Raw genomic sequence first — 24,518 nt, 5'->3', positions numbered from 1 at the left:
GGGGTGGAAGGTGCCACGTCGAAAACGCTACCGAGGCCCTGGTGGCCGCCCCACCCCTAACGGGGCCGGGCGGCCCCACAATCACCGCGTCAGCTCGGCCAGCACAGCGTGCGGGGCCGGCAGCGCGGCGATTTCCTCGCGCAGCGCCACGGCTTTGGCCCGCACCCCGCCGTCGGCCACCACGTCGGCGACGTGCTCGACGGCGCCGACGAACCCGGCACCGGCTTCGGCCACCCGGGTCGCGAAATCGTTTCTGGCCAAGGAAAGCTGCGGCAGGCCGTGCGCCACCGCCGCGAGCGCGAGGGCGGGGTCGCCGTCGTGGACGACCGCGGCGCACGTGGGCACCACGGCGGCGGGCGGGGCGACGTCGACGAGCTTCACGTTGGCAGGCACCGTGGTCCCCGGGCCGAACGTGTCGGCGCGCGCCGCGCACAGCAGCTCGGCGTCCACAGTGGCCACGGCGTCGAAGACCGGGCCGAACAGCGAGGTGTCGTCGAGGGAAAGCAGGATCCGGGCCCGCCGGGCCTTGCGGCGCAACCAGTTCGGCACCACGACGGGGCCGAAGTGCGGCACGTGCCGCACGGCTCGCACGTCCGAACTCGTGGCCCGCAATGAAGGCGGCACGACGTCGAACGTGGCGTCGGCGTCGGAAGCGGCCGGTTCGTCACCGGCGCCGAGCAGCCGAACCGCCATGGCCTCGACCGCGCGCGCGGCGGCCGTGCCGGCGGGTGCCAGCGCGTCGGAGACCACGACCTCGGGCCGCCAGAGCTTGGCGAACTCGACCAGCGCGACCGATTCGGCCAGCGTTTCCCCGTCGCCCTCTTCGAGGTCCACGGCGACGCAGCCGGTGGCGAGGATCTCCTCGACGAACGAGGGCCGTCCGGCGATCTTCACGTCGTGGCCGGCGGTGCGCAGCGCCCACGCGAGCGGGACGAGCGTGCGCAGACGAGCGGGCGACGACGGCACGGCCAGGAGTACTCGCATGGAAATCCACTCCAGAAAAGGGAAACCGGGCCGGCCCGGTGCGGATAGTCGAATTCGAGACTATCCACCCGGAACCGGCCCGCGTACCCCTAGAAAAGCTCACTGCCCGGGCAGCGTCACCGCCTCGATCGGGCTGCGGCGCATGGCCAGCCGGGCCGAAAGCGCGGTGACGGGCCACACGATCACGAACACCGCCGCGATGACCGCGAAGAACACCCAGATCGGCCCGACCGGCACGATGGTCCCCGACGAGATCGCCATGGGCACCATGGTGAACAACGAGATCACCGTGCCGAGCACGATCCCGAGCACCGCCAGGATCCCGCCCTCGATCATGAGCATCGACCGGACCTGACGCCGCCCCGCGCCCGCCAGCCGCTGCACGCCGAACTCCCGCCGCCGCGAAAGCACCGCCACCGCAAGGGTGTTGACGGCCGCGATGGCCGCGTACGCGATGGCCAGCACGGCCAGCAGGTAGTGGATCATCGCCTCGACGTCGGCGCTGGCGGCGAAGCTCTCCGTCAGCGTGTCCGAGTCGCCGACCACGACCCCGGGCCAGTTGTGCGTCGCCGCGGTGACGGCCGAGACGACCGCCGACGCGTCCTGCCCGTCCGCCGCACGCACCAGCAGCCGGCTCGCGACGCCGGACGTGGTGTGCTGGGCGAGCAAAGCCGCCGGCAGCACGATGCTCGGGTAGCCGGAAGGGCTGTCGAGCAGCGCGACGATCCGCACGTGCGCCTGGCCCCCGTCACCGAGGCGCATGGTGATGGTGTCGCCGAGCTTGAGGTCCAGGTCGTCGGCGATGTCCTCGGGCAGCGCCACGGTGTCGCCGGTGAGGTCGCGCAGCGTCCCCGAGGTGACGGGCGTGGCGAGCACGCTGGTGTCACCCGCGTCGACGCCGAGCAGCCGACCCGGGTCGCTGCCGTTGCCGTCGTAGGGTTCCTCGATCCAGCCTTGGCTCGTGACGAGTGGCGAAACCGTGCCCACTCCCGGCACCTGCTGCACGGCGCGGATCAGCTCGGGCGAGAGCGCGCCGGTGCCGCTGTCCACCACCGCGTCGGCCTGCAGCTGCTCGGCATACGCGCCGACGATCGCGTGCTGCTGCGTGGTTTCCGCGTACACGTTGCCCAGCGCGACCGCCGTCGCCAGCGTGATCGGCGTGAGCACCGCGGCGAACGCCACGGCGCGCGTGCGCGAGTTGATCACGGCCAGCGTCGCGTCGCGGCCGCCGACCCGCCGGATCAGCGGGCCGAAGCGCGTGGCGACGTAGGCCATCAGCTCCGGGCCGATCAGCGCGACGGCGATCGAACCGGTCAGCACGGCCGGACCGCACGCGGCCGAGGCGATGTCCACGGGCAGGAACAGCGTCGCCACGGCCAGGACGACCGTGAACCCGGCGAAGATCTTCGCGCCGAACTTGCGCACGTCGTTGACCTTCGCCGACGGGATCGACGCCTCGGCGAGCGCCTGCAGCGGACGCGACCGTGCGGCCGGCAGCGCGGCGAACCACGCCGCGGCGAACGAGATCCCGAGCGCCAGCAGCAGACCACCTGCGAACGCGATGATCCCCTGGCTGAACTCCAGCTGCGGCGGCAGCACGCCGTCCTCGGTGGTGATCGCGAAGATCCGCGTGCCGACGAACCGGCCCAGGAACACGCCCGCGATCGCGGCCAGCACGGCAACCACCATCGTCTCGGACAGCACCATGCGGTGCACCTGTTTCGGCGTCGCACCCGTGGCCCGCAGCAGCGCGAGCTCCTGCTGGCGCTGGCGCACGGTGAGGCTGATCGTCGCCGACACCACGAGCGCCATCACGACCAGCACCATGCCGCCGAAGACCCCGGCGAGCAGGATCAGCGGCAGCTGCGCGGCCTCGATGCCCGGGAATTCCGCGGAACCGCGGTCGGCTCCGGTCAGCACGGTCAGGCCCGGCACCTGCTCGGCGAGGCGGCCGGCCAGGTCGTCGGCGTCGACGCCGGGCGCCGGGAAGACGCCGGCGAGGTCGACGGTGCCCGGGTGCGTGGCGAACTGCTGCACGTCCCCGGCTGAGAAGAAGAACGCCGGCCCCGAAACGTCGGAGCGCGCGATGCCCGTCACGACGAAGTCGCGCGGCTGCGCGCCGTCCACGGCGATGGCCACCTGGCCGCCGACCTGGACCCCGGTGGCGGACGCCTCGTCCAGCACGACCTGCCCGGCGTTCTGCGGCGGCGTGCCGTGCACCAGCGTGTAAGGCGCCAGCGCGGCCGACTCCCACCCGTGCCCGGCGAGTGTGTCGCCGCCCGCCTGCGGCCCGGCCGCGGTCACGACCACCGCCGGGAACGAGACGTCGGGCACGACCTGGCGCACGCCCTCCACACCCGCCAGCTTCGCGAGCTGGTCCGCGGGCACGCCGGCGCGTTCGCTGTAGGGCACGACCTGCGACTCTTCGTCGGGCAGCTTGAACCCGGCCGAACCGCCGACCACCACGGGCGCCGCGGCGAGCCGCTGGGGCTGCGCGTCGAGCGTCAGCGCGGTTTCGAACAGGCCGCCGCACGCGATGAGCAGCGAGCAGCCGACGAGGATCGCGACGAACGTCGCCAGCGAGGCGGCGGCGCGGAACCGCAGGCTGGCCAGCGCCATCCGGAGCACCACGCGCCGCGGGCTCACTGCCGCCCCCTCGCCAGCTTGGCCTGGGCGCCGAGGCGCGCCAGCTCGCCGGCCACGGCCTCGACGGCCGGGGCGGTCATGCGCGTCACGATCTGACCGTCCACAAGGAACAGCACCGTGTCGGCGAACGAAGCCGCGACCGGGTCGTGCGTGACCATCACAATGGTCTGGCCGGCGTCGGCGAGCTCGCGCAGCAGGCCGAGGACCTCGAGCGCGGTGCTCGTGTCGAGGGCGCCGGTCGGCTCGTCGGCGAACGTCACCTCTGAACGGCCGGCGAGCGCGCGGGCGATCGCCACGCGCTGCTGCTGGCCGCCGGAAAGCTCACCGGGGCGGTGCTTCACGCGGTGCGTGAGCCCGACCCGCTCGACGACCTGCGCGATCCACGCCCGGTCGGGCTCACGCCCGGCGAGCAGCATCGGCAGCGTGATGTTCTCCTCGACGTTGAGCGCCGGCATGAGGTTGAACGACTGGAACACGAACGCCACGTGCTCGCGCCGCAGCTCCGTCAGCTGGGTCTCGCTCTTGCCCTTGAGGTCGGCGCCGACGAGCGTGACGCTGCCCGAGTCGGGCCGGTCGAGGCCCGCCGCGCAGTGCAGCAGCGTGCTCTTGCCGGACCCCGACGGGCCCATCACCGCGGTGAAGCTGCCGCGCGGGAAGTCGACGCTGACGCCGGCGAGCGCGACGACCTCGTTCTCTCCGCGCCCGTACGTCTTTTTCACGGAGTCGAGCCGGACGGGCGACCCGGTGGCCGTCATCGTCGTCATGACCGGGCGACCCTCTCCTTCGCGCGGCCGCGGACCGCGAGCCACCAGGGCACCACGATCACGGCGCCGCCGAGGAGCGGCCAGATCCAGAACGGCGAGTGGTTCAGGCTCAGCGTGACGGCACACATGATCACCCAGATCAGCAGGTGGATCGCCGTGGCCACGAGCCACACGATCGTCACCACCTTCAAAGCGGTGGTGCGCCCCCCGGCCGTCGAACTGTCTGTCGTTTCGGCCATCTCGGCCCCCGATCGTTGAACTGTGTATGGCTTGCACAGTTTAGCGGACCAGTTCGCCAAGGGGAACCCAGGACCCTCTTCACCAGGTCAGGGGTTGCGCGTCAGTCGCCGGCGAGGCGCATCCGGCGGTCGCGCTCACGAGTCGACCACAGGCCGAGCACGATCAGGCCGCCGCCGAGCACGGGCCAGATCGGCCACGGCCCGTCCCAGTGGCCGCTGACCAGGCCGAGGATCAGGTAGACGAGCACGTTGACCACACTCGCCACCGCCCACACCGCCGCACCAACCCGGGGGGCGGCCTGCAGGATCGCCGGCACCGCGGCGTCGGCGCTGCCGGCCACGCCGGCGGTCAGCGCGGCGTAGTCGCCGGCCGATTCGACCCGGGCGATCCGTTGCGCCGCCTCGGCTTCGTCGTACTGCCCTTCATCGCGTGCGTGCTCGATCCGCGTGACCGCGAGCTTGCGGTCCAGCTCGGTGACCTCCGTGCGCTCCGGCCACAGGAGCCTGCCGATGGCCGAAGCCACCGGCTTGGTCTCGATCACGTCCGCTCGCCCTCCGCCCGAATCAGTGCAAGACTCTCACAGTTTACTGCCGGAGTACTCGCCAGGGAAGATGCGGACCATGCTGGACAGGGACACGACACCCGAACGGCCCCCGGGGCTCACGCTCGCCTGGGGCGGCGCTCCGCCGCCACGCCGCGGACCGCGGCCCGCGCACACCGTCGAACAGATCGTCGCGGCGGCCGTGGAGCTCGCCGACGCCGAGGGCGCCGCGGGCGCCTCCCTGCCGAACATCGCGCACGAGATCGGCGTGACGACCAACGCGCTGTACCGCTACGTCAGCTCGAAAGAGGAGCTGACGGTGCTGCTCGCCGACGCGGGCTGGGGCCCGCCGCCGCCGGCCTTGGTCGCGTCCGACGACTGGCGCGCCGACGTGCGGGCCTGGGCCCGTGCCGTCGTCGACCGGCTGCTGACCCGCCCGTGGCTGCTGGACCTGCCGCGCAGCGGCGACGCGATCACCCCGAACCGCCTGGCGTGGACGGAGCTCCTCCTGACGGCCCTGACCCGCGCCGGTGTCCACAAAGGACATCTGCTCGGTTGCGTCACCATGGTGACGGGCTTCGCCCACGCCGCCGCGGCGCGGCTCGCGTCCCCGGCCGGTCCCGGGGAGGCAACCGCCGTGCGGGATCACCTGCTGCCCCACCTCGACCGCCTCGGCTCGACACACCTGGCCGGCCTCGTCACGGACGGCCAGTACCCGGCGACAGAACCCGAGGCGGACGCGTTCCTCGAAGCCGGCCTCGACCACGTCGTCGCCGGCGTGTCCGGCTTCGCCGAGTCCCGCTGACCCGCTCGCCCGGCCCGGAGCGCCCCCATGCGGCGTTCGGTGCGTTGAGCGCCACCAACGCCGCATTGGGGTGCGGTGAGCAGGGGGTCAGGCGAGGTCGGTGAGCCAGGCCGAGACGGCGCGGGCGGTGGTGGGGGCGTCGGTGTCGATGAGGGTGAAGTGGTGGCCCGGGACGGTGCGGGTGCTGCCCGCGTGGGACCAGGTGGTGCGCCACGTCGTGGCGGCCGGGTCGAACGGGTCCGTGGGCCGCACGAGCAGCGACGGGGTGGCGAGGTCCGTGACCGTGATCCGCGGCAGCAGGTCCATGTAGCGGGCCATCGCCGTGAGCTTCGTGCGGTCGAAGGAGCCGTACTGCGATTCGTGACGCAGCATGCCCTTCGCGAGGTCCGCGGCGGCCTCCTCGCTGGCGCGGACGTCTTCACCGGCGCCTTCGTGGATCACGTAGGTGTCCAGCAGGACGGCGCCGGCGGCCGGGGTGCCGGTGCGTTCCAGGGCTTCCGCGACGGCGTGGACGAGGATGCCCGCCGACGAGTAGCCCAGCAGTGCGAACGGACGGTCGCCCGCCGCCTTGCGCAGGCTTTCCGCGAGGACCTCGACGATCGCCTCCGGCGTCGACGGCAGCGCCTCCCCGGGCAGGAAGCCCGGCATCGGCACCGCGTGCAGCTCGTGGTCACCGGGGAACCCGGCGGCGAGCTTCGCGTACTGGTACACCCCGCCCGTCGCGACCGGGGTCGCGAAGCAGAACAGTTGCGGGTCGGCCGACCCCTCCTTGAGCCGCACCGGCGCGGGCAGCCGGTCGACGTCGGCGGGTGAGGTGAACGCGGGACGCAGGTTCGCGACCGCGCCCAGCATGCTCAGCCCGTCCTGCACCCGGCCGGCGCGCACCGCGTCGGCGAAGAGTTCCTGCAGGGAGTCGTCTTCCGCCGGAGCCGCTACTGTCGTGTCCCATTCGGACAGCAGGTGTGTGGCCAGGCCGGCCGGGGTCTGGTGGTCGAACACCACCGTGGCCGGCAGGCGGAGGCCGGTGTCGTCGTTGAGGCCGTTGCGCAGCTCGACGGCCGTGAGCGAGTCGAGGCCCGACTCCAGGAAGTGGCGCGACGCGTCGATCGCCGTGCCGCCGGCGTAGCCGAGCAGCGCCGCCGTCCGGTCCAGGATCAGGTCCAGTACGGCCCGTTCACGCTGCAGCGGTTCGAGCGAGGCCAGCCGCTGCTTCAGGCCTTCCGCGTCGCCCGCGGCCCGCGACGCCGTGCGCCGCGAAGGCGTGACAAGCGTGCGGAACACCGGCGGCACGTCCTCGGTGTCGCCGGCCAGCACCTTCATCGGCACGAGCAGCGCCTCCGGCCGCGCCACGGCGGCGTCGAACAGCGCCATTCCTTCCTCCGCGGACAGCGGCGAGATCCCGTTGCGCACCAACCGGTCCCGGTCGCTCTCGGACAGCCCCGCGTCCTCCCACAGGCCCCACGCGAGCGACTGCGCGGGCCGCCCGCGGAACCGCCGGTGCGCGGCGAGGCCGTCGAGGAACGTGTTGGCCGCGGCGTAGCTGCCCTGGCCCGCGTTGCCGAGCAGCCCGGCGACGGAGGAGAAGAGCACGAACGCCGACAGCTCGAGGCCTTCGGTGAGGCGGTGCAGGTTCAGTGCCGCGTCGGCCTTCGGCCGCAGCACCGCCGAGAGCCGCTCGCGGGTGAGCGACGGCAGGGTGGCGTCGTCGACCACCGCGGCCAGGTGCACCACCGCGGTCAGCGGGTGCTCGGCCGGGATCGCGGCCAGCACCTCGGCGAGCGCGGCTTCGTCGGCCGCGTCGCAGGCCGCGACGGTCACCGATGCGCCCGACGAAGTCAGCTCGTCGACCAGGCCGGGAGCCGAACCGCGCCGGCTGACCAGGACCAGCCGCCGCACGCCGTGCTCGGTCACCAGGTGCCGCACGAGCTGCGAGCCGATCGCCCCGGTGGCCCCGGTGACGAGCGTCGTCCCGTCGGGACCGAACGCCGTCACGGGCTCGGCCGACGGCGCGGGGCGCGTGAGCCGTCCGGCATACGCGACGCCGGAGCGGAGCACGAACTGCGGCTCCCCGGAGTCCGGCAGACCCGGCAGCAGCGCCAGTGAAGCCTCGTCGGAGTCGACGAGCACGAACCGGCCCGGATTCTCCGACTGCGCCACGCGCACCAGGCCCCACAGCGCGGACCCGGCGAGATCCGTCACGTCCTCGCCGTCGCGCGCCACCGCGCCGCTCGTGAGCACGACCAGCGTGGCCGCCGAGAACTCTTTCTGGGAGAGCCAGTTCTGCACGTCCTCCAACGCGTCACCGATCTCAGCCGGCGTGCGGCGATCGAGCAGCACGACGTCCGGCACGGGGCCGGCGGCGAGCACCGCGTCGAGACTCGGGAACAGCGCGGGCACCGCTGTGCCGGTCGCCGGCACGGGCAGCCAAGCCCAGCCGAACAGCGACTCGGGCGCCCGGGTGGCCACCGCACCACCGGCGGCGGTCCGCAGCACCAGCGACTCGACCGACGCGACCGGACGCCCGGTCTGGTCGGCCAGCTCGATCGCCACGGAGTCCGCGCCCAGCGGCGTGATCCGCACGCGCAGCCGGCTCGCGCCCACCGCGTGCAGCCGCACGCCGGTCCACGCGAACGGCAGCCCGCCCTCGACCGTCACGGTCTCGGCGAGCCCGATGGCGTGCAGCGACGCGTCGAGCGCAGCCGGGTGCAACCCGAACCGCTCGGCGGCCGGGTCGTCCAGCACGACCTCCGCGAAGACCTCGGCACCCGACACCCAGGCGGCCGTCAGCCCCTGGAACGCCGGCCCGTAACCGAGGCCCGCGGCAGCGAAACCTTCGTAGAACCCTTCCAAGTCAACGGGTTCCGCCCCCGCAGGCGGCCAGACGGACAGCCCCGCGGGCTCCGCCCCCGCGTCCGGGGCGAGCACCCCGGTGGCGTGCCGCACCCACGGCTCGGCGGCATCGGCCTGCGAGAACACCGACACGGTGCGGCGACCCGAGCCGTCCGGCTCGTCCACGACCACCTGCAAGCGCACCTTGCCCAGCTCCGGCAGCACGAGCGGCGCTTCCAGAGTGAGCTCGTCGATCCGCGGGCAGCCAGCCTCGTCACCGGCCCGCACGGCCAGCTCGACGAAAGCCGCGCCCGGGAACAGAATCACGCCGCCGACGGTGTGGTCGGCCAGCCACGGGTGCGTGTGCACCGACACCTGGCCGGTCAGCACCACCTGCGCGGAACCGGCCACCGTGAGCGACGCGGCCACGAGCGGGTGCTCCGTCGCGTCGAGCCCGGTGGTCACGAGGTCGCCGGTGGCGTGCATGGCCTCCATGTCCACCTCGGGCCAGAAGCGGGTGCGGCAGAAGGCGTACAACGGCAGCGGCACCTGATCGGCACCGCGGAACAGCTTGGCGGGCGCGAGACCGAGGCCGTGCGCGAAGAACCGGCCGGCGGCCAGCTGCGCACCCCGGAGCTCACCCTTGGCCTTGGCGCGCAACGGGATCACCACGACGTCACGCGGGTCACCGGCGAGACACGTCTGGGTCATCGCGGCGAGCGTGCCGTCGGTGCCCAGCTCCACGTACCGCGCGGCGCCGAAGTCCTCCAGGGCTCGCACACCGTCGAGGAACCGCACCGACTGACGGCAGTTCGCCACCCAGTACTCCGGGTCGCACCAGCGCTCCGGGTCCACCACCACACCGTCCACCGTGGACACAATCGGCAACCGGGCGGGCTCGTAGGTGAGCTCTTCGGCGATCTCGCGCAGCTCGTCGAGGATCTCGTCGAGCAACGGCGAGTGGATGGCCTGGCTGATCGCGAGCCGTTTGGTGCGCCGGCCTTCGGCCTGGAAGTGCTCGGCGATGGCCACCACGTCGGGCTCGGCACCGGACACGACGAGTGAGCGAGGGCCGTTGATCGCGGCGATCCCGCACGCCGGGGTGAGCAGCGGCGTGACCTCGGCTTCGTCGGCTTCGACCGCGAACACCGCACCGCCGGAGAGGTCCTGCATGAGCTGCCCGCGATGCGCGACGAGCTTCGCCGCATCCTTGAGCGACAGCACCCCGGCCACGTGCGCGGCGGCGATCTCGCCCACGGAGTGGCCCAGCAATACCCCTGGCCGCAGGCCCCACGACTCGACGAGCCGGTAGAGCGCCACCTGCATGGTGAACAGGGCGGCCTGCGTGAACGCCGTGCGGTCGAGCAGCTGCGCGTCGACCGAGCCCTCGTCGGCGAACATCACCTCGCGCAGTGAGCGGCCCAGGTGGTCGTCGAACAGCACACTCGCCTGGTTGAAGGCGTGTTCGAACACCGGGAACGCGGCGCACAGCTCACGACCCATCCCCGGCCGTTGCGTGCCCTGTCCCGGGAAGAGGAACGCGGTCACCCCGCCGCGGGCGATGCCGCGCACGACGGCCGGCGAGTCCTCCCCCGCGGCCAGCGCGGTGAGGCCAGCCACCAGTTCGGCCCGGTCGTCGCCGGCCACCGCCGCGCGGTAGGACAGCATCGGTTCGCGCACGGCCAGCGAGAACCCGACGTCGAGCGGGTCCAGGTCCGGGTGCTCCTCGAGGTGCGTCAGCAACGCGGCAGCCTGCAGCGGCAGAGCTTCCTGCGTACGGGCCGTGAGCAGCCACGGCGGAAGGGCCGTGCCACGCTCACCCGGCGCCCGCACCGGTTCTGGCGCGGCGACGGGCGGCGCCTGCTCCACGATCACGTGCGCGTTGGTGCCGCTGTACCCGAAAGCCGAGACGGCGGCGCGGCGCGGACGGTCGCGCTCGGGCCACGGGATCGTCTCGGCGAGCAGCCGCACGGTGCCCGGCGACCAGTCGACGTGCGGCGACGGGTCGCCGCCGTGCCGCGTCATCGGCAGCTCGCCGTGGCGCATCGCCAGGATCATCTTGATGACCCCGGCCGCACCCGCGGCGGCCTGCGTGTGCCCGATGTTCGACTTCACCGAGCCGAGCCACAGCGGGTCGTCGGCCGAGCGCTCGCGGCCGTAGGTGGCCAGCAGCGCGTTGGCCTCGATCGGGTCGCCCAGCGTGGTGCCGGTTCCGTGGCCCTCGACGACGTCGACGTCCGCGCCGGTCAGCCCCGCGAGCTTGAGCGCGCGGCGGATCACGCGCTCCTGCGAAGGCCCGTTGGGTGCGGTGAGCCCGTTGGACGCGCCGTCCTGGTTGACCGCGCTCGCGCGGATCACCGCGAGGACCTCGTGGCCGTTGCGCTGCGCGTCGGCGAGGCGCTCGACCACGAGCAGGCCCACGCCTTCGGCCCAGCCCACGCCGTCGGCCGCGGCCGAGAACGCCTTGGTGCGCCCGTCGGACGCCGTGCCGCTGTTGTCGAAGTGCACGAACGGTTCCGGCGAGACGAGCGCGGACACCCCGCCCGCGAGGGCGAGCGAGCAGTCGCCCTGGCGCAGGGCCTGGATCGCGAGGTGCAGGGCGACCAGCGAAGACGAGCACGCGGTGTCGACCGAGACGGCCGGGCCCTCCAGCCCGTAGGTGTAGGCGACGCGACCGGAGACCACGCTGCCGAGCGCGCCGGAGCCGCGGAACAGGCCGTTGTGCGCGAGCGTGCCCAGCGGGCCCGGGTCGTAGTCCGACTGCATCACGCCGGCGAACACGCCGGTGTCGGTTCCCTTGAGCGACAACGGGTTGATGCCCGCCGACTCGCACGCCTCCCACACGGCCTCGAGCAGCATGCGCTGCTGCGGGTCCATCATCACGGCTTCGTTGGGGCTGATGCCGAAGAAGCCGGCGTCGAAGTCGGTGGCGTCGGTGACGAACCCGCCGTTGGGTTCCTTGCCCGCGGCCGCCGACAGCCCGAGCCAGTAGTCGAGGTCCCACGCGCGGTCCTCGGGGAAGCGGGACGTGCCGTCGCCCCCGTTCACGACGAGCTGCCAGAACTCCTCGGGTGTGCGGACGCCGCCGGGGAAGCGACAGGCCATGCCCACGATGGCGATCGGCTCGTCGGCGCCGAGGGCGACCACGGTCTGCTCCGGCTCGGTGGCGTCGCCGAGGTCACCGAGCAGCGATTCGTGCAGGTGCGCCGCCAGGTCACCCGCGGTCGGGTAGTCGAAGACGAGCGTGGCCGTGAGGCTCAGGCCCGTCGCTTCGTTGAGCGTGTTGCGCAGCTCGACCGCGGTGAGCGAGTCGAACCCGAGGTCCTTGAACGCGCGGTCGGCGTCGACGACGTCGGCCGAACCGTGCCCGAGCACTGCGGCCGCGTGGGCGATGACCAGCTCACGCAGGTGGTCGAGCCGTTTGTCGGCCGGGAGCCGGATCAGCTTGCCCAGCAACGAGTCCGCGCCCGCCTCGCGGTCGGAGACCGTGCGCCGCGCCGCCGGGACGAGGCCGCGCAGCAGGTCGGGCACGCCGCCCGCCTCGCGCCACGCGGGCAGGTCGAGCTTGATCGGCACGAACACGTCGCCGGCCGAGCCGACGGCCGCGTCGAAGAGCGCGAGGCCCTCTTCCGCCGTGAACGCGCCGAGGCCGCGCTTGCCGTGGGTCTCGCCGGCCATGCCCGCGGCCGACTCCCACATGCCCCAGGCCAGCGAGTGCGCCGGTTTGCCCTCGGCGCGGCGGTGGGTGGCGAGGGCGTCGAGGAAGGCGTTGGCGGCGGCGTAGTTGGCCTGGCCGGGCGCGCCGAGCACGCCGGCCGCCGAGGAGAACGTGACGAACGCGGCGACATCGCCGGCCAGCTCGTGCAGGTGCCACGCGGCCAGCGCCTTGGGGTCGAAGACGCCGTCGATGCGCTCGGGCGTGAGCGAAGGCAGTACCCCGTCGTCGAGGACGCCGGCCGCGTGGACCACGGCGTGGATCGGGTGCTTCTTCAGCAGCCGCTTCACGGCGGCGGCGTTGGCGAGGTCGCACGCGGCCACGGTGGCCTCGGCCCCCAGCTCGGCCAGCTGCGCGACCAGCTCGGCTACACCCGGCGCCTTCTTGCCGCGGCGGCTGACCAGCAGGAGCTTCTTCGCGCCCCGCCGGGCCAGGTGCGTCGCGACGATCCGGCCCAGCGCACCCGTGCCGCCGGTGAGCAGCACCGTTCCGGCGGACCAGTCCACGGGCTCGCCCGGCTCCGGCACCGCGCGGGCCAGCCGCGGCACGCGCACGTCGTCGCCGGAGACGCGCACGGCCGTCTCGTCGGCGACCGCGACCGCGGCGAGCTGGTCGGGGGTGGACTCGCCTTCCACCAGCACGATCCGGCCGGGGTTCTCCACCTGCGCCGAGCGGACGAGCCCGGCGACGGCCGCACCGGCCAGGTCACCGCGGGTCACGACGACCAGCTTGCCCTCGACCGATTGCAGCTCCCTCAGTGCATTGTGGACAGCCGCCCGCGCACTTTCGGCGTCGTTGCCGGTGCCGGCTTCGTACACGGTGTAGTCGGTGGTGCCCGCGTCCGGCAATGTCGTCGGGACCCAGTCGAGCGAGTACAGCGAGTCGGTGCTGCTCGGCGTCGATCGCGCGGCGGCGAGCTGCTCCTCGCTGATCCGGCGCAGCGTCAGGCCACCGACGCGGGCGACCGGCGCACCGCTGGTGTCCGCGAGCCGGAGCTCCACGGTCTGCTCGCCCGTCGGGTGGACCTGCACGCGCAGCGAGGACGCGCCGGCCGCGTGAAGCTCCACATCGGACCACGCGTAGGGCAGCGTCGTGCCCTCACCGGCCGCATTGCTGAGGCCCACGGCGTGCAGGGTCGCGTCGAACGCCGCGGGGTGCAGGCCGAACGCCTCCGCACTCATGCGGTCCTGCTCGGGCAGCGCGACCTCGGCGAACACGTCGTCGCCGCTGCGCCACGCGGCCCGCAGGCCGCGGAAGACCGGGCCGTAGGCCATGCCGTGTTCGGCGAGCAGGTCGTACATGCCGTCGAGGTCGATGGCCTCGGCGCCGGCGGGCGGCCACGCGCTGAGGTCGAACGCGGTGGCCGCAGAAGCTGGGGCGAGCGTGCCGTCGGCGTGACGGGTCCACGCGCTCGCCGTGGACGGGTCGTCGGGGCGCGAGTGGACACTGATCGGCCGCGTGCCGTCCGCGGCGGGCGAGCCGACCCGGAGCTGGATCCGCGCGGCACCCTTCTCCGGCAGAACGAGCGGCGCGTGCAACGTGAGGTCGCGGACTCGACCGCAGCCGACCTCGTCGCCCGCGCGCACCGCGAGCTCCACGAAGGCCGTGCCGGGCAACAGGATCGCACCGCCGACGACGTGGTCGTTCAGCCACGGGTGCGTGGTCGCGGAGATCCGGCCGGACAGCACCAGGCCCTCGGCGTCGGCGAGCAGCGTCGCCGCGCCGAGCAGCGGGTGGTCGACCGGGTCGAGACCCATCGACGTCACGTCACCGGAGTCGGACGAGACCTCCAGCCAGTAACGCTGGTGCTGGAAGACGTAGGTGGGCAGGTCGGCGCGGGCAGCACCGCGGGCGGTGAAGTGCGCGGCCCAGTCGGGCGAGATCCCACGGACGTGCAGAGTCGCGAGTGCCGTGACCAGGGCGACGTCCTCGGCGATCTCCCGGCGCTGCGCGGCGACGGCGACCGAACCGTCCGAAGAGGACTGCGGCACGACGGCAGTCAGCGGCGCGTCCGGGCCCAGCTCCAGGAACCGGTTCACGCCCTCGGCCGAGAGCGCCCGCACGGCCTCGGCGAACCGCACCGGCCGGCGCACGTTGCGGACCCAGTACTCGGGATCGGTCAGCTCGGTGAACACCTCGCCGCCGGTGACGCTGGAGACGACCGACAACGTCGGCTCGGTGTAGGTGATGCTCTGCGCCACCGCGCGGAACTCGGCCAGCATCGGGTCCATCAGCCGCGAGTGGAACGCGTGCGACACCTTCAGCTTCGTGGTCCGGCGCCCGGCGAACTTCTCCGCCACGGCGAGCACGGCGTCTTCGGCACCGGAGATGACCACGGACCTCGGCCCGTTCACGGCGGCGACGTCGACCGTCCCTTCGGGATCGTGTTCCGCGACTTCCTCGGCCGTGCCTTCGATCGCCACCATCGCGCCGCCGGCGGGCAGCGCCTGCATCAGCTTGCCCCGTGCGGCGACGAGCTTCGCCGCGTCGGCCAGCGAGAACACCCCGGCGCAGTGCGCGGCCGCCAGCTCGCCGATCGAATGCCCGCACACCGCGTACGGCGCCAGACCCCACGACTCGACCAGCCGGAACAACGCCACCTCGAACGCGAACAACGCGGCCTGCGTATACCCCGTCTGTGCCAGCGTCTCGGCGTCACCGGCCACGACCTCGCGGATCGGCCGGTCCAGGTGCCGGTCCAGCTCGCCGCACGCGGCGGCGTAAGCCTCGGCGAAGACGGGGAACTTCGCCGCCAGCTCAGTGCCCATGCCGACACGCTGGGAACCCTGACCGGAGAACAGGAATCCGAGCGTCGCCTCACCGCGCGCCAGACCGCCGACGCCACCGGGCTCGCCGTTCGCCAGCGCGGTCAACGCCGCCAGCAGCTCGTCCTGCGTGTGCCCGGTCACGGCGGCGCGGTGGTCGAGGTGCGTCCGGCCGACGGCCAGCGTGCGCGCCACGTCGAGCGGCGGCGCGGGGTTCTCCACGAGGTGCTCCGCCAGCCGCGCGGCCTGGTCCCGCAGCGACTGCGGCGTCCGCCCGGACAGCACGAACGGGACCGCCGCGTCGTCCCGCGCCGGCTCCGTCGCCTCGGGCTCCGGAGCTTCCTCCAGGATCACGTGCGCGTTGGTGCCGCTGAGCCCGAAGCACGACACCGCACCGCGGCGCGGCCGGTCCCCTCGTGCCCACGGGCGCGACTCGGTCAGCAGCTCGACGTTCCCGGCGCTCCAGTCGACGTGCCGGGTCGGTTTGTCGACGTGCAGCGTCTTCGGCAGCACGCCGTTGTTGAGCGCCAGCACCAGCTTCAGCACGCCGGCGACGCCGGAGGCGGCCTGCGTGTGCCCGACGTTCGACTTGATCGACCCCAGCCACAGCGGCTCGGCACGGTCCTGGCCGTACGTCGCCAACAGGGCCTGCGCCTCGATCGGGTCACCGAGCTTGGTGGCCGTGCCGTGCGCCTCGACCACGTCGACCTCGTCGGGCGTCACCCGGGCGTTGGCCAGGGCCTGGCGGATCACGCGCTGCTGGGCCGGGCCGTTGGGCGCGGTCATGCCGTTGGAGGCGCCGTCCTGGTTGATCGCGGTGCCGCGCACGACGGCGAGCACGGGGTGACCGTTGCGGCGCGCATCGGAGAGCTTCTCGACGAGCAGCATGCCGCAGCCCTCGGACCAGCCGGTGCCGTCGGCGGAGTCGGCGAACGTGCGGCAGCGCGCGCTGCGGGCGAGCGTGCCGTCGAGGGAGAACTCCACGAAGGTGCGCGGCGTCGACATCACCGACACGCCGCCGGCCAGCGCGAGCGAGCACTCGCCGCTGCGCAAGGCCTGAACCGCCAGGTGCAGTGCGACGAGCGAGGACGAGCACGCGGTGTCGATCGTGACCGCGGGTCCTTCGAGCCCGAAGGTGTAGGCGAGCCGCCCGGAGATCACGCCCGACGAGCCGTAGCTGCCCTGGTAGTTGTGGTACATCGTGCCGGCGAAGACACCTGTGGCGCTGCCCTTCACCGAGTGCGGCGCGATGCCGGCGCGTTCGAAGGCCTCCCACGACGTCTCGAGCAGCAACCGCTGCTGCGGGTCCATCAGCAGGGCCTCGCGGGGGCTGATGCCGAAGAGGTCGGCGTCGAAGTCCAGTGCGTCGTGGAGGAAGCCGCCTTCGCGCACGTAGCTGGAGCCGGGGCGTTCACCGCTGGGGTCGTAGAGGCGCTCGAGGTCCCAGCCGCGGTTGGTCGGGAACTCACCGATGGCGTCGACGCCGCCGGCCAGCAGCCGCCACAGCTGCTCGGGGGTGTTCGCGCCACCCGGGAGGCGGCAGGCCATGCCGATGATCGCGATCGGCTCGCGCGCGGCCTCGGTGAGCCGGCGGTTCTTCTCGCGCAGCCGCTCGGTTTCCTTCACCGAGGCTCGGAGCGCACCGACCAGTTTTTCTTCGGAGTTGCCCACGTGTCCTCGTTCCTTCCCCGTCACGTAACGCCGGACAGGCCGACGATAGAAGCGCGAGCGCGGCCGGACCCACCCCTAAGAGCCCCTGCACCAGCGCGCTCGAAGCGGCACCAAGGTCCGCTTTAGACGGTCTTTAGGGGTTGTCGGTCGCGGCGGCCGGATGACAGATTTTCCCCACGTTCGCAGCAATTCTCTCGCTCGTTTTCGCCCGAGGTTCGCCCGCTGGACTGAGACTGGGGATCGGTTATGCACAGGAAGATTCGGAAGCTTCTGGTCGTGGGGGCCCACGGCGACGACGAGACGCTCGGCGCCGGCGGCACCATCGCCCGCCTCGCCGACGAAGGCGTCGTCGTGTCGCTCTGCATCCTGACCAACGACGACGGTTCGCGGTCGGTGAGCGGCACCGGTGTCGTCAACCGCACCGCCGCGATCGAGCTGGCCGCGAAGACGCTCGGCATCGAGCGCGTGCGCGTCCACGAGTTCGGCGACAACCGCCTCGACACCGAACGGCACCTGGACCTCAACCGCGTCGTCGAGCAGGAGGTCCGGGAGTTCGAGCCGGACACGGTGTTCGCCACCAGCATGTGCGACCTGTCCACCGACCACGCGCTGGTGAGCCGCGCGGCTCGCGTCGCGGGCCGGCCCGGCCGCGGCCCGGTCAAGGAGGTTCGCACGTTCGAGATCCGCTCCGCCACCGACGTCGGAGAAGCTTCGGGGCTGCCCAACGCGTTCCGCCCGAACTACTGGCAGCTGCTCGACGAGTCGCACCTCGATCGCAAGATCGACGCGCTGCGCGCCTACGGCAAGGAGCTCGAGCCGTGGCCCAGCCCCCGCAGCGAACGCGGCGTGCGCGCCCTGGCCGAATACCGCGGCTCGCAGGTCTCGGCGGGGCTCGCCGAGGCGTTCGAAATCGTGCGGATCGTGCATTGAGCGCGTTTCCTTTCTGTCTTTTATCTGCCCAGCAAGAAACGGGTGACGAGAAATGACCAGTACTGTCGCTGAATTCCGGACCACCACCGAGCTCACCAAACTGACTTCGGTCGCCGTGATCGGCATGGGGTACGTCGGCCTGCCGACGGCACTCGGCCTGCACGCCGGCGGCGTCGAGGTGATCGGCATCGACCTGTCGCAGAACCGCCTCGACGCGATCCGCTCGTGCGAGGTCGACCTCATCGAGTCCGACCACCGCCGGCTCGAGAAGGCCGTGCACCAGGAGGACTTCCAGCTCACCACCGACTCCGCGCGCATGGCCGAGGCCGACGCGGTGCTGGTGTGCGTGCCGACCGGACTCGACGAGTACCTGATGCCCGACCTGGGCCCGCTGGAGAGCGCGTGCGCCGCCCTGATCTCCCACGCGCGGCCCGACCAGACGCTGATCCTCACCTCCACCAGCTACGTCGGCACGTCCGAGCGGCTGCTGGTGAAGCCGTTGACCGCCAAGGGTTTCACGGTCGGGCGGGACATCTTCGTGGCGTCGAGCCCCGAGCGCATCGACCCCGGCAACGTCACACACACGCAGGCCGAGACGCCGCGCGTGCTGGGCGGGGTCACACCGGTGTGCACCGCGATGGCGCAGCGTGTGATCAACGTGCTGACCCCGGCCGTGCACTGCGTCAGCTCGCCGGAGGCGGCCGAGATGACCAAGCTGTTCGAGAACACCTTCCGCGCGGTGAACATCGCGCTGGCCAACGAGTTCGCGGAGATCAGCGACGGCTTCGCCATCGACCCCATCGAGGTCATCGACGCGGCCGCCAGCAAGCCGTACGGGTTCATGGCCTTCCACCCCGGCCCCGGCGTCGGCGGCCACTGCATCCCGTGCGACCCGCACTACCTGCTGTGGCAGCTGCGCGCGACGCAGAGCAACGCGCCGCTCGTCACGCAGGCCATGCACGCGATCGCCGAGCGCCCGAAGCAGGTCGTGGACCGCGTGCTCAACACGCTTTCCCGTGACGGCAAGGGCATGGCGGGCACCCGCGTGCTCGTCGTCGGCGTGACCTACAAGCCCGGCGTGCAGGACGTGCGCTCGTCGTCCGCGCTCGACATCCTGGACCTGCTCGCCGCGAAGGGCGCCAAGGTCGGCTACCACGACCCGCTGGTGCCCAACGTGCGCGTGACCGGCGGCTCGCTCGACAACGTGGTCGACCCGGCCGGCGGCGACTGGGACGTCGCCCTGATCCACACGATCCAGCCCGGGCACTCGTACGAGTGGCTCGCCCAGTGCGGCACGGTCATCGACGCCACCTACCGCTTCGACCGCACGCTGTTCGCGAACTGAGAGGACTCCTGACGTGCGTTACCTGATCACCGGCGGTGCCGGTTTCATCGGCTCCCACCTCACCGAGCACCTGCTCGCCCGCGGCGACGAGGTCGTCGCCCTGGACAACCTCAGCACCGGCACCCTCGACAACCTCACCGCCGTGGCCGGGCACCCCGGTTTCCGCTTCGTCCGCGGCTCCGTGACCGACCCGTCGGCCGTCGAGTCGTGCATGGCCGGCGTCGACGCGGTGTTCCACCTCGCCGCCGCGGTCGGCGTGTTCACCATCCTCGACAAGACGCTCGAGAGCCTGCGCACCAACCTGCACGGCACCGAGAACCTGCTCGACGCCGCGCTGCGCCACGACGTCCCGATCCTGGTGGCGTCCACGAGCGAGATCTACGGCAAGAACACCGCCGACGGACTGTCCGAAGAGGACGACCGCATCATCGGCTCGCCACTGAAGAACCGCTGGTCCTACGCCGAGGCCAAGGCGCTGGACGAGACGTTCGCCTACCTGTATGCCAAGGAGCACGGCCTGCGCACGGTGATCGTGCGCCCGTTCAACACCGTCGGCCCGCGCCAGACCGGCCGCTACGGCATGGTCATCCCGCGCTTCGTCACGCAGGCCCTGGCGGGCGAGCCCATCACCGTCTTCGGCGACGGCCAGCAGACCCGCTGCTTCTGCCACGTGCACGACGTCGTGCCCGCGCTCGTCGACCTGCTCGCCGACGAAACCGCGTACGGCAAGGTGTTCAACCTCGGCAGCAACGAGCAGACCACGATCGCGCAGCTGGCCGAACGCGTGATCTCCGCGACGGGCTCCACCAGCACCATCGCGAAGGTCCCGTACGAGCAGGCCTACGGCGAGGGCTACGAGGACATGCAGCGCCGCATCCCCGACTGCACCCGCGCGTACAACCAGATCGGCTTCGTCCCCACCCGCACGCTGGACGACATCATCGCGGCCGTCATCGCCGACCGCCGCTGACCCCCCGCCCAGACCACCCCAATGTGGCGTTCGGTGCGCTCGACGCACCCAACGCCACATTTGGGTGCGCCCGCGTGGTCAGGGGCCGAGCTTGAGGTACACGGCCGTGAGGTGGTCGGCCACCGTGTTCGGGGCGACGCCCAGCAGCTCCGCGATCGCCGGGACGCTCGTGCCGTGCGCGGCGAGGTCGGCCACGCGCAGCTCGATCTCGGTCAGTACCACCGGATCTCTCTCCCTCACTGCCCGCTGTCGGCGCCGGCGAGCTCGCCGGCCAGAGCGGCGCGCCCGGCCACGCCCAGTTTGCGGTAGACCCGGGTCAGGTGCTGTTCGACCGTGCTCACGGTGATGTAGAGCGTCTCCGCGATCTGGCGGTTGGTGCGCCCGTGGGCCGCCAGCTCGGCCACGCGCAGCTCGGCCTCGCTGAGCGTCGTCTGCGCGGGCGTCACCTCCGTGCGCGGGGCGACGGGTCGGGGCGGCACGGGTCTCGCCGTGACCGCCCGCGTCGCCTGGCGCGGCACGTGCACCGGCTTGACCAGGCCCGCGGAGCGTTCCGCGCGCTGGCCGAGCTGGTTGAGCGCCCGTGTGGTGCGCGCCAGCTCCAGCCGATCGCCCGAGGCTTTGAACGCTTCGGCGGCCCGGTTGAGCAGCCCCGCCCGCCCGGCGGAATCGCCGGCGAAAGCCAGCACCCGCAAGGCCGAACCACGCGAGTACGCATCGGTCGGCGCCGCGCTCGCGAGCTGCTGCTTGGCCAGCTCGACGGCGAGCGTCGGGTTCCCCAGCTTCAGGTTGGCCTCGGCGAGATCGGTGCGCCACGGCACGACCGTCGGCAGGTCCAGCTCCTGCTCCCGCAGGACCCGTTGGCACTGCTGGAAATCGCTGACCGCCGCCAGACCGCGGTTGGTGGCCAGGTGGAACTGGCCCCGGGCCCGCAGGTAGCGCACGCCGCCGAGCGTGGTGAACACGGCTTCCGGCAACGGCTGCCGCAGCACCGCAGCAGCGGCCTTGAACGCGCCGGCCGCGGTGTGCGCCGAGAGCAGCGTGGCGAGCGGGTAGCTGATCGCGACACCCCAGTTGGGCGCGTCGAGCAGGGCCAGCGCGCGGTTCGCCCGGTCCGTCGCCGCCGCGACGTCACCCCGGCGCAGCACCAGGCTCGCGCCCAACGCGTCGAGCATCGCCTTCCACGTCACCGCGCCGCGGTATTCGGCCTCTTCGCTCAGCGACGTGCACCAGCCTTCGGCGCGGTCGGCCTTGTCGGCGTACGCGAGCGCGACGATCGCGGTGCCCAGCGCTTCGAGCGAAGTGTCCGAAAGCCGGCAGTTCTGCAGGATCCGCTCCGCGCACGCCGACGTCGCCTCGGTCGCGCCCGTGTGCCACACGGAAGCGAGCGTGTTCGCGGTGTGCAGCCACGGGTCGTCGCCGCTCGGGGCCGCCGGGGCGACGCCGTAGTGCCAGTGCCCGGCCAGCGTCAGCTCGGCGGCCGTGCGCGGGTCGAGCGGTTCGAGGTCGGCGTCCAGCGCCGCGAAAGCCTGCTCGAACGTGTCCCGCTCACCGAACCACAGCGACTGCCGTGCGAGCGCGATCCGGTCGGACTGGTCGAGCGAGTCGCCCGCCGCACGCAGCGAAGCCAGGTGCGGCGCCGCGGCGGCCGGGTTGACGCGCCAGGTGATCTTCGCCAGCAGCTGGGAAATCGCCTGCCGCTCCCACGCGGCGGCGGCCACGGACGCCGCGAGCTTGAGGCAGCGGGTGGCGAACTCGACGTCGTCGCCGAGCATCACCTGCTCCGCCGCTTCCACCAGCACGGGCAGCGCCCACTCGGGTTTCGCCTCGTCGGCGGCCACGAGGTGGCGGGCGACGTCGGCGGCCGGCAGGCCCCGCGCGTGCTTCACCTCGGCCGCGCGGACGTGCAGCCGCACCTTCTCCGAACCGCGCAGCCCGCCCACGACGGCGGCCGCGGCCGGCTGCTGCCGGAACCGAACGCCGGCGACCAGGCCCGACTCGGCCAGCAGCCCGGCCGACGTCTCGGCGTCGAGCGGGTCCACCCCGGCGACGGTGGCCACGGCTTCGGTGGTGACGTCGGTGTCCAGCACCGCGATCGCCGTCGCGACCTCCCGCATCGGTGAGCCGTAGCGGTGCAGCAGCCGTTGTACGGCCTCCGAGTAGGCCGAACCGGAGTCGGTGCTGCTGCGGAACGCGTCCACGAGCGCGTTGACCAGCAGCGGGTTGCCGGCGCTGAGCTCGTGGATCTGCTCGGGCAGCCCGTCCGGCCCGTCCTCCGCCACCAGTTCCGCGATCGCCGCGATCGACAGCGGCGTCAGCTGCACGTGCCGGTGCGGCTGCGACGCGAACTCGAGACCGCCGCCGGCGTACCAGGTGTCCGGCTGCGTCAGCACCAGCAGCAGTGCGGCCGAACGGGTGCGCCGCTGCAACCTCAGCAGCAGCCGCGCCGACGTCTCGTCCACGTGGTGGAGGTCGTCCACGGCCACCAGCACCGGTCGTTCGCGGGCCACGCCGTGCAGCGCGCCGCACAGCTCGGTGATCTTGTCCTGGTGCTGTGCCACGGCTTTCGGCAGCGCGGGACCGGCCAGCAGCTGGTCGATCACGCCGCCGTCCACCTCACGCTCGTCGGCCGCGCCGGTCGCGGTGAGCGTGAGGATGCCCAGCTCCTTCGCCCGTGCCACCACCTGGTTCAGCACCTGTGTCTTGCCGCTGGCCGGACCGCCGCCCACCAGCACGGTCTCCCCCGCACCGGCGTCGCATTCGATCAGCAGGCCTTCCAGAAACCCCACTGCCTCCTGCGGATCGGTTCGGCGGTTCTGCCCCCAGTTCACGCCCATCGCAAGCTCCTCGACCCACTGGTCATCTTCCTGCGACTCCGAGACTCGCAGTGACCCCCTAAGGGCAACCAACCCCGACCTAAAGTCACCCGAAGGGGTGATCACGTCACGTTCTGTTGCTGCGGATTTCCTTGCGCCCCAGGCACTTCCCGGGCCGGTAGGGGTTGCCCGCGCGAGCAGCGGCCCGAACACTTCCTGAACTGTGACTGCCGTGAACGAAAAAACCAGTCGTTGGGTCCGGCGCTTCCACCCGGTCGAGGACGCTCGCGTGCGGCTGGTGTGCCTGCCGCACGCCGGCGGCTCGGCGACCGCCTACTTCCCGTTCTCCCGCGCGGCCCTCGCGGCCGGGCTGCCCGCCGACGTCGTCGCCGTGCAGTACCCGGGCCGCCAGGACCGCCGTGGCGAACGCTGTTTCGACAACCTCGCCGCCATGGCCGACGCCCTCGCCGACGACCTCGGCCCGTGGTTCGACCGCCCGGTGGCGCTGTTCGGCCACAGCATGGGCGCGACGCTGGGCTACGAGGTCGCCCGCCGGCTCGAGGCCCGCGGCGCGGAGCTGATCGGCCTGTTCGCCTCCGCCTGCCGTGCCCCTTCGGCCCAGCGCATCGAATACGTCCACCAGCGCGACGACGACGGTCTCATCGCCGCGTTGAAGGAGCTCAGCGGCACCGACACCGCCGTGCTGGGCGACGACGAACTGCTGCGCATGGTGCTGCCCGCCGTCCGCGGCGACTACACGGCCGTGGAGACCTACCGCCACGACGCCGGTGCCGAGCTGCGGTGCCCCATCCAGGTCCTCGTCGGCGACACCGACCCGGTGACCGACCTCGACGAGGCCGGCGCCTGGCGCGCCCACACCACCGCGACGTGTGACGTCGCCGTGTTCGGCGGCGGGCACTTCTACCTGAACAGCCAGCTGGACGGCGTCGTCGGCACGGTCGCCACGACCCTGGCTCGGTGGCAGCGCGCAACCCCGGATCAGGCGCCGCGGTAGGGGTGGGTAAACCCCACCTGGCGTTCAGGTGCCGACCCCATGGTCCGGCGGGCCCGGTTCCGCGAAACTAAGTACATCAAGGAAACACCCCGGAACCACTTCCCTCGGAGGTAGTCATGATGGCCATCCAGACCGCTCCCGGTGTCACCCAGCGGATGCTCCCCAACGGCCACCTCGAGCTCACCTGCCGCGCCACCCGCCGCCAGATCGAGTGCGAGCCCGTCGCCGCGGCGATGTGGATCGCGCTGAAGCAGCAGAACGGTGACGTCGACCGCGCCGCGGCCGTCCTGTCCGGTCTGTGGGGCACCGACGAGGAGGACACGCGCTACGACATCATCGCGCTGGCCGGCTCGCTGTGCTCCCTGGGTCTGCTCACCGAGGCCTGAGAACCCACCCGACGCGTACAGAACGCCGGCGTCGCCACGATCGACACCGACCACGACGGCCACAACGACACCGCCATCGTCGAGACCAAGGACGGCGGC

At 72.5% G+C, this 24,518-nt stretch carries 14 protein-coding genes; 6 read left to right on the top strand and 8 right to left on the bottom strand.

Translation table 11 applies throughout. The features are described from left to right. Positions 1-81: 81 nt before the first annotated feature. The 5 genes from AB0878_RS32970 to AB0878_RS32950 form a co-directional block, all read right to left on the bottom strand. Complete coding sequence (locus tag AB0878_RS32970) at positions 82-984, bottom strand: nucleotide disphospho-sugar-binding domain-containing protein (protein ID WP_366584109.1); 903 nt, start codon at positions 982-984, stop codon at positions 82-84. Between the two features lie 99 nt (positions 985-1,083). Continuing rightward, a complete protein-coding gene (locus tag AB0878_RS32965; RefSeq protein ID WP_366584108.1) occupies positions 1,084-3,630 on the bottom strand; it encodes an FtsX-like permease family protein in 2,547 nt (848 codons plus the stop codon). Beyond that, entirely contained in the window at positions 3,627-4,385 is a 759-nt protein-coding gene (locus AB0878_RS32960; protein WP_366584223.1) for an ABC transporter ATP-binding protein, read from the bottom strand. The genes AB0878_RS32965 and AB0878_RS32960 overlap by 4 nt, the downstream gene beginning before the upstream one ends. 5 nt (positions 4,386-4,390) lie before the next feature. Then, the gene (locus AB0878_RS32955; RefSeq protein ID WP_366584107.1) at positions 4,391-4,633 is read right to left on the bottom strand and encodes a hypothetical protein; all 243 of its coding nucleotides are present in this window, start codon (positions 4,631-4,633) and stop codon (positions 4,391-4,393) included. Positions 4,634-4,734: 101 nt separating this feature from the next. Next, entirely contained in the window at positions 4,735-5,175 is a 441-nt protein-coding gene (locus tag AB0878_RS32950; RefSeq protein ID WP_366584106.1) for a hypothetical protein, read from the bottom strand. 79 nt (positions 5,176-5,254) lie between these two features. Between AB0878_RS32950 and AB0878_RS32945 the strand changes: the two genes are divergently transcribed. Continuing rightward, complete coding sequence (locus AB0878_RS32945) at positions 5,255-5,980, top strand: TetR/AcrR family transcriptional regulator (RefSeq protein ID WP_366584105.1); 726 nt, start codon at positions 5,255-5,257, stop codon at positions 5,978-5,980. 87 nt (positions 5,981-6,067) lie between these two features. Here the strand turns inward: AB0878_RS32945 and AB0878_RS32940 are convergent, their stop codons facing one another. Next, positions 6,068-16,960, bottom strand: a complete 10,893-nt coding sequence (locus AB0878_RS32940) for a type I polyketide synthase (RefSeq protein WP_366584104.1) — start codon at positions 16,958-16,960, stop codon at positions 6,068-6,070. Positions 16,961-17,206: 246 nt separating this feature from the next. Here AB0878_RS32940 and AB0878_RS32935 point away from each other — a divergent pair, with 246 nt between their 5' ends. From AB0878_RS32935 to AB0878_RS32925, 3 genes are read left to right on the top strand one after another with little or no spacing between them, the layout of a single operon-like run. After that, a complete protein-coding gene (locus AB0878_RS32935; protein ID WP_366584103.1) occupies positions 17,207-17,890 on the top strand; it encodes a PIG-L family deacetylase in 684 nt (227 codons plus the stop codon). 52 nt (positions 17,891-17,942) lie between these two features. After that, on the top strand, positions 17,943-19,235 hold the full coding sequence (locus AB0878_RS32930; protein ID WP_366584102.1) for a nucleotide sugar dehydrogenase: 1,293 nt from the start codon (positions 17,943-17,945) through the stop codon (positions 19,233-19,235). A gap of 13 nt (positions 19,236-19,248) precedes the next feature. Next, entirely contained in the window at positions 19,249-20,205 is a 957-nt protein-coding gene (locus AB0878_RS32925) for an NAD-dependent epimerase/dehydratase family protein (protein WP_366584101.1), read from the top strand. 78 nt (positions 20,206-20,283) lie between these two features. On the opposite strand, the gene AB0878_RS32920 is transcribed toward AB0878_RS32925, so the two are convergent. Then, positions 20,284-20,427, bottom strand: coding sequence for a LuxR C-terminal-related transcriptional regulator (locus tag AB0878_RS32920; protein ID WP_366584100.1), 144 nt, complete (start codon positions 20,425-20,427; stop codon positions 20,284-20,286). 14 nt (positions 20,428-20,441) lie between these two features. After that, entirely contained in the window at positions 20,442-23,039 is a 2,598-nt protein-coding gene (locus AB0878_RS32915) for a LuxR C-terminal-related transcriptional regulator (protein ID WP_366584099.1), read from the bottom strand. A 211-nt stretch (positions 23,040-23,250) separates the two neighbouring features. Between AB0878_RS32915 and AB0878_RS32910 the strand changes: the two genes are divergently transcribed. After that, positions 23,251-24,033: an alpha/beta fold hydrolase gene (locus AB0878_RS32910; RefSeq protein WP_366584098.1), complete on the top strand. Its 783-nt coding sequence runs from the start codon at positions 23,251-23,253 to the stop codon at positions 24,031-24,033. A gap of 119 nt (positions 24,034-24,152) precedes the next feature. Beyond that, positions 24,153-24,419 carry a hypothetical protein gene (locus AB0878_RS32905; protein WP_366584097.1) on the top strand — a complete coding sequence of 89 codons (267 nt, stop codon included), beginning with the start codon at positions 24,153-24,155 and terminating at the stop codon, positions 24,417-24,419. Positions 24,420-24,518: the final 99 nt, after the last annotated feature.

It is taken from the genome of Amycolatopsis sp. NPDC047767, from assembly GCF_040704195.1.
Classification (GTDB): domain Bacteria; phylum Actinomycetota; class Actinomycetes; order Mycobacteriales; family Pseudonocardiaceae; genus Amycolatopsis.
This window is presented reverse-complemented; position numbering and strand designations above follow the sequence as displayed.